The sequence below is a fragment of the Neisseria sp. HMSC03D10 genome (genome assembly GCF_001807625.1).
GTDB lineage: Bacteria > Pseudomonadota > Gammaproteobacteria > Burkholderiales > Neisseriaceae > Neisseria > Neisseria mucosa.
Genome location: NZ_KV789491.1, coordinates 21,986 through 27,571, shown reverse-complemented (window position 1 = coordinate 27,571; position 5,586 = coordinate 21,986). Strand labels below are relative to the sequence as shown.

Genomic DNA, 5,586 nt, shown 5'->3' with positions numbered 1-5,586 from the left:
GTCCTGCTACGAAGACTATGAACACGCTCTGAGAACCTTATCTTCTGCAAACTCAAAACACCAAACCGGCGGTTAATCTGTTTAACCGCCGGTTTGATGTTTTCAAAGCAATCAGAATTTGTCATTCGGCCAGCGCGTGCTTTGCAGGATGCTGGCGTCAACGTCTTGAATATTGCGATGGCCTGTGAACGCCATGGAGACGTCCATTTCCTTATACAGGATTTCCAGCGCGCGGGTAACGCCTTCTTCTCCGTATGCGCCCAAGCCGTAGAGGAACGCGCGGCCTATCATCGTGCCTTTCGCGCCCAAAGCCCATGCTTTGAGGACGTCCTGACCGCTGCGGATGCCGCTGTCCATCCAGACTTCGATGTCGCTGCCGACTGCGCTGACGATGTCGGGCAAGGCTTTGATGGAGGATATGGTGTCGTCGAGCTGGCGGCCGCCGTGGTTGGAAACGACCAATGCGTCCGCGCCGCTTTTTGCTGCTTTTTCCGCATCTTCGGGTTCCATAATACCTTTGATAATCAGCTTGCCGCCCCACAAATCTTTAATGCGGGCAACGTCGTCCCAGCTCAGGCGCGGGTCGAATTGTTCGGAAGTCCATGAAGACAGCGAAGACAAATCGCCGACATTTTTAGCGTGTCCGACAATATTGCGGAACGTGCGGCGTTCCGTGTTCAGCATTTTCATGCACCATTCGGGCTTGGTTGCCAGATTGATTAAATTGGCGATGGTCGGTTTCGGCGGCGCGGACAGACCGTTTTTGATGTCTTTGTGGCGTTGGCCCAAAACCTGCAAATCGGCAGTTAACACCAACGCCGAACATTTGGCATCTTTCGCGCGCTTAATCAGGTTTTCCATAAACTCGCGGTCGCGCATCACATAAAGCTGAAACCAAAACGGCGCGCTGGTGTTTTCGGCAACGTCTTCAATCGAGCAGATGGACATGGTGGACAGCGTAAACGGAATGCCAAACTTCTCCGCCGCACGCGCCGCCAAAATTTCGCCGTCGGCGTGTGCCATGCCGGTAAAGCCCGTCGGCGCAATCGCCACCGGCATCTTCACATCCTGACCGATCATTTTAGTCTCTAAACTGCGGCCTTCCATATTGACCAATACCTTTTGGCGGAAGCGGATGTCTTTGAAATCCGAAGTGTTTTCGCGGTAGGTGGTTTCCGTCCAAGAACCTGAATCGATGTAATCGTAAAACATGCGCGGCATCTTGCGCTTGGCAACAAGGCGCAGGTCTTCGATACAGGTCATTTTGCTCAAATCGCGTTTCATTGTTGATTGCCTCTGTTAAGGGGTTGCTTATGGATTGGGTCGTCTGAAACGGGTAGGGCGGTTTCAGACGACCTTTTGCAATACCATAATGATTTAGTATGAATTAGATAATCTATATCAATCGCAATTATAAAGCAAATGGTTTTAACCCCGCCAAAAGCGGGGTAATAGCACTTTTCAGACGACCTCGGATTCAAGTTTCAGATAAAAAAGAGAAATCTTCAGGCAGATAAAAATCCATTCGCCCAGCCATTTAAACAAACAATCGGAAGATGCCCGAATATACTTGACTGAATCACTCAGATATTAGACAATCGCACCACTATAAAAAAGCCGACACAGGCACCTACCATGAGACTGACCACAAAAGGGCGTTTTGCCGTTACCGCCATGATCGATTTGGCGATGAACGCGCAAACCGGCGCTGTCAAACTCAGCGCCATCAGCGAACGCCAAAGCATTTCGCTTTCCTATCTCGAACAACTATTCAGCAAACTGCGGCGCGCCGGGCTGGTCGAAAGCCTACGCGGCCCCGGTGGTGGCTACATCCTCGCCGCCCCTCCCGCACAAATCAATATCGCCCAAATCATTTCCGCCGCCGAAGACAAACTGGACGCCACCCAATGCAGCAGCAAAGCCAACTGCCACCACGGTGCGCCCTGCCTGACGCACGACCTTTGGGAAAACCTGAACAAAACCATCAACGATTACCTCAGCAGCGTTACCCTGCAAAGCATCATCGAACAGAAAAATAGCGATGACGGCAGCCACGTCATCCAATTTACACATATCCATTAAGTACATTACAGAAAAAGAAAGAGCAAACCATGACCGTCAAAACCCCCGTTTATCTCGACTACGCCGCCACCACCCCCGTTGACAAACGCGTTGCCGAAAAAATGATTCCCTATCTGACTGAAACCTTCGGTAACCCCGCTTCCAACAGCCACGCATTCGGCTGGGAAGCAGAAGAGGCCGTCGAAAAAGCCCGCGCCGACATTGCCGCCCTAATTAACGCCGACCCCAAAGAAATCATCTTCACCAGCGGCGCGACCGAGTCCGACAACCTCGCCATCAAAGGCGCGGCAAACTTCTACAAAACCAAAGGCAAACACCTCATCACCGTCAAAACCGAACACAAAGCCGTGCTCGACACCATGCGTGAACTCGAACGCCAAGGTTTTGAAGTCACCTATCTCGGCGTACAAGAAAACGGCCTGATTGATTTGGAAGAACTCAAAGCCGCCATCCGCGACGACACCATCCTGATTTCCGTGATGTGGGTGAACAACGAAATCGGCGTAGTGCAAGACATTCCCGCCATCGGCGAAATTTGCCGCGAACGCAAAATCATCTTCCACGTCGATGCCGCCCAAGCCTGCGGCAAAGTGCCTGTGGACGTAGAAGCTGCCAAAATCGACCTGCTGTCCATGTCCGGCCACAAAGTGTACGGACCCAAAGGCATCGGCGCACTGTACGTCCGCCGCAAACCCCGCGTCCGCCTCGAAGCCCAAATGCACGGCGGCGGCCACGAACGCGGCTTCCGCAGCGGCACCCTGCCGACCCACCAAATCGTCGGCATGGGCGAAGCCTTCCGCATCGCCAAAGAAGAACTCGAGCAAGACATGGCGCACTACCGCAAACTGCGCGACATCTTCCTCAAAGGCATCGAAGGCATCGAAGAAGTCTATATCAACGGCGACCTCGAACACCGCGCCCCGAACAACCTGAATGTCAGCTTCAACTTCGTCGAAGGTGAAAGCCTGATTATGGCAGTGAAAGAACTCGCCGTGTCCAGCGGCTCCGCCTGCACCTCCGCTTCGCTCGAACCCAGCTACGTCCTGCGCGCGCTCGGCCGCAACGACGAACTGGCACACTCATCCCTGCGTATCACCTTCGGCCGCATGACTACCGAAGAAGAAGTCAAATTCGCTGCCGAACTGATCAAATCCAAAATCGGCAAACTGCGCGAACTGTCTCCGCTGTGGGAAATGTTCAAAGACGGGATTGATTTGAACTCGATTGAATGGGCGGCGCATTAAGAGCAGCTTGCACTCAAAAAACCATCACGAAAGGAATAAATTATGCTGGGTTGGTGGATAAGTGTTTTCAGCGATGCAGACAGGCAAGAGCCACATCTCATCGCCTCGTGGGAGTGCGGCGTTTCCGGTGCGGACTGGCTGGATGAACTTTGCAAAGAAGGGCGAGCCACGCAGACCGAGAACAAAGGCGGCTATCCAGATGTTTACCAAACGCAGGCGCGGCACGTCGCCCCGTGGCTGCTAGGCGGTAAAATCTCGCCGCAGGGCAATGCGCCGCATGGAAACTTCACGCCTGTTTTTATGGAAGACGACAAGGGCGAAACCGTGCTGATGAAGTCGTACGGCTATCGTCCTTTGAAACTGCATCGTCCTGAATTGCTGCGTACATTGCCGCCCAAAGCGGTTTTGACGATACAGGTATTTGATTTGAGCTAAAGCATCCGTTTTCAGCAACCTACCTATAAATAAAAAAGGTCGTCTGAAAATCCCCAAAGACCTTTTCAGACGACCTAAAAGCCACCACATTAAAATCAAGGATACAACCCATGAACGAACAAGAACTCGACCTCGACAATCTCGAGAACCTGCTTGAAGATTTTGACGGCGTTACCGTGGAAGGCGGTGTCGATTCGGAAAACGACGACGGCTGCGAAGGCGGCGCGTGCAAAATCTAAGGCGGCAGGGGTCGTCTGAAATATTGTTCGGAAGCAAAATAAGGAATCCCATGTCCCTACAAATTCAGGAACAGCATCATTTGCCGCAAACGACGCATTCCATTATTGGTTCGTGGCGGATGGAGCAGTTGAACATCAGTCTAGAGACCATACATGATATGCAGCGTTTGGTGGAAGGCAAAATCAGTTTGGATGAGGCTTTGGACGGCATCAAACAAAGAATGGCGGAAAAATGAGCAAATACGGCGGAGAAGACACTATTTATATGAATGGAGGCGTATTTAAAAACAAGCTCTCCATCCAAGATAGTGAATTGCTGAAAACCGCCGAAAAAGAATTTTCCGCTGTTCGCGCCCAATATCTGCTTTTGCAACCCATTACGGACAATTTCGATTTGGCCCATTTACAGACTATTCATCGCGAACTGTTTGGCGATGTTTATGATTGGGCAGGCGAAATCCGGCGGATTGATATTTCCAAAGGTAATACCCGATTTGCCAATTTTGCTTTTATCGAAAACGAAAGCCGTAAACTTTTAGAGAAGCTGCGAAACGAAAACTATTTGCAGGGGTTGGATAAAGATAAATTCGCCGAGCGTGTAGCCTATTATTTGGGCGAGTTGAACGTCCTACATCCTTTTCGTGAAGGAAACGGAAGAACATTGCGCCTGTTTATGACGCAATTGGCAATGAAAAACGGTTTGCAGATACATTGGCAAAATATCTCTACCGAACAAATGATTCAAGCCTGTATTCAGGCATACCATGCCGATAGCAGCTTATTGGCACGACTAATTTTAGAAAATTTAGAACAATCGTCTTTTTCAGACGACTAAAACATCAACAAACCACGATATTTTAAGGAAACCACATCATGGCATACAGCGATAAAGTAATCGATCACTATGAAAACCCCCGCAATGTCGGTACTTTCGACAAAAACGACGAGTCTGTTGGCACCGGCATGGTCGGCGCGCCAGCCTGTGGCGACGTCATGCGCCTGCAAATCAAAGTGAACGACGAAGGCATCATCGAAGATGCGAAATTTAAAACTTACGGCTGCGGCTCCGCCATCGCTTCGTCCAGCCTAATTACCGAGTGGGTCAAAGGCAAAAGCCTGGATGACGCGCTGGCAATCAAAAACAGCGAAATCGCCGAAGAACTGGAACTGCCGCCTGTGAAAATCCACTGCTCCATCTTGGCTGAAGATGCGGTAAAAGCGGCTGTTGCCGACTATCGCAAACGTCAGGAAAACAAATAATCCGATTAGTGGGTGCTTTGTCGGCAGACATTCATAGGATTTCTGAAAGTCTTAGAGTTTTCAGGAAAAGCAAACATAACGGTTTGTTCCCCTCTTAAACAGACAGGGTGAATTGAGGACACAGAAACTTAATCCTTTTGAAGTTGCCGCCAAATTTGGGACTACCTGCCAATCTATTCCCTCTCCCCGCGGGAGAGGGTTAGGGAGAGGGCGATAAGCCGTAGGCTTATATTTAGTCGATATCCCTGCAAAATCAAAAGAGACGGCATGCCTTCTCTCGTGAAGAAGAGGGTAAGGACACAGAAACTTAATCCTTTTGAAGTTGC

8 protein-coding genes are annotated in these 5,586 nt (G+C 50.5%); 7 read left to right on the top strand and 1 reads right to left on the bottom strand.

The window, feature by feature from the left end:
• Window positions 1-111 precede the first annotated feature (111 nt).
• Entirely contained in the window at window positions 112-1,284 is a 1,173-nt protein-coding gene (locus HMPREF3066_RS01210; protein ID WP_070439916.1) for an alpha-hydroxy acid oxidase, read from the bottom strand.
• Window positions 1,285-1,635: 351 nt separating this feature from the next.
• Here HMPREF3066_RS01210 and iscR point away from each other — a divergent pair, with 351 nt between their 5' ends.
• The 7 genes from iscR (at window position 1,636) to iscU (ending at window position 5,260) form a co-directional block, all read left to right on the top strand.
• The gene (gene iscR / locus HMPREF3066_RS01205) at window positions 1,636-2,082 is read left to right on the top strand and encodes a Fe-S cluster assembly transcriptional regulator IscR (RefSeq protein ID WP_003764827.1); all 447 of its coding nucleotides are present in this window, start codon (window positions 1,636-1,638) and stop codon (window positions 2,080-2,082) included.
• A 29-nt stretch (window positions 2,083-2,111) separates the two neighbouring features.
• Window positions 2,112-3,326 (top strand): IscS subfamily cysteine desulfurase, encoded by a 1,215-nt coding sequence (locus HMPREF3066_RS01200; RefSeq protein ID WP_060975431.1) that lies wholly within the window; start codon window positions 2,112-2,114, stop codon window positions 3,324-3,326.
• A gap of 42 nt (window positions 3,327-3,368) precedes the next feature.
• Window positions 3,369-3,761, top strand: coding sequence for a hypothetical protein (locus HMPREF3066_RS01195; protein WP_070439914.1), 393 nt, complete (start codon window positions 3,369-3,371; stop codon window positions 3,759-3,761).
• A 110-nt stretch (window positions 3,762-3,871) separates the two neighbouring features.
• Window positions 3,872-4,000, top strand: coding sequence for a hypothetical protein (locus HMPREF3066_RS13450; protein WP_321178880.1), 129 nt, complete (start codon window positions 3,872-3,874; stop codon window positions 3,998-4,000).
• Window positions 4,001-4,050: 50 nt separating this feature from the next.
• The gene (locus tag HMPREF3066_RS01190) at window positions 4,051-4,236 is read left to right on the top strand and encodes an antitoxin VbhA family protein (RefSeq protein WP_039410746.1); all 186 of its coding nucleotides are present in this window, start codon (window positions 4,051-4,053) and stop codon (window positions 4,234-4,236) included.
• Window positions 4,233-4,835, top strand: a complete 603-nt coding sequence (locus HMPREF3066_RS01185; protein WP_070439912.1) for a putative adenosine monophosphate-protein transferase Fic — start codon at window positions 4,233-4,235, stop codon at window positions 4,833-4,835. The genes HMPREF3066_RS01190 and HMPREF3066_RS01185 overlap by 4 nt, the downstream gene beginning before the upstream one ends.
• A 38-nt stretch (window positions 4,836-4,873) precedes the next feature.
• The gene (gene iscU, locus HMPREF3066_RS01180; RefSeq protein ID WP_003674559.1) at window positions 4,874-5,260 is read left to right on the top strand and encodes a Fe-S cluster assembly scaffold IscU; all 387 of its coding nucleotides are present in this window, start codon (window positions 4,874-4,876) and stop codon (window positions 5,258-5,260) included.
• The last annotated feature ends 326 nt before the right edge of the window (window positions 5,261-5,586 follow it).

Bases quoted from the DNA above. Each gene is read 5' to 3' on its own strand.
- iscR (WP_003764827.1), top strand. From the start codon at position 1,636: ATGAGACTGACCACAAAAGGGCGTTTTGCCGTTACCGCCATGATCGAT.
- HMPREF3066_RS01210 (WP_070439916.1), bottom strand. From the start codon at position 1,284: ATGAAACGCGATTTGAGCAAAATGACCTGTATCGAAGACCTGCGCCTT.
- HMPREF3066_RS13450 (WP_321178880.1), top strand. From the start codon at position 3,872: ATGAACGAACAAGAACTCGACCTCGACAATCTCGAGAACCTGCTTGAA.
- HMPREF3066_RS01195 (WP_070439914.1), top strand. From the start codon at position 3,369: ATGCTGGGTTGGTGGATAAGTGTTTTCAGCGATGCAGACAGGCAAGAG.
- HMPREF3066_RS01190 (WP_039410746.1), top strand. From the start codon at position 4,051: ATGTCCCTACAAATTCAGGAACAGCATCATTTGCCGCAAACGACGCAT.
- HMPREF3066_RS01200 (WP_060975431.1), top strand. From the start codon at position 2,112: ATGACCGTCAAAACCCCCGTTTATCTCGACTACGCCGCCACCACCCCC.
- HMPREF3066_RS01185 (WP_070439912.1), top strand. From the start codon at position 4,233: ATGAGCAAATACGGCGGAGAAGACACTATTTATATGAATGGAGGCGTA.
- iscU (WP_003674559.1), top strand. From the start codon at position 4,874: ATGGCATACAGCGATAAAGTAATCGATCACTATGAAAACCCCCGCAAT.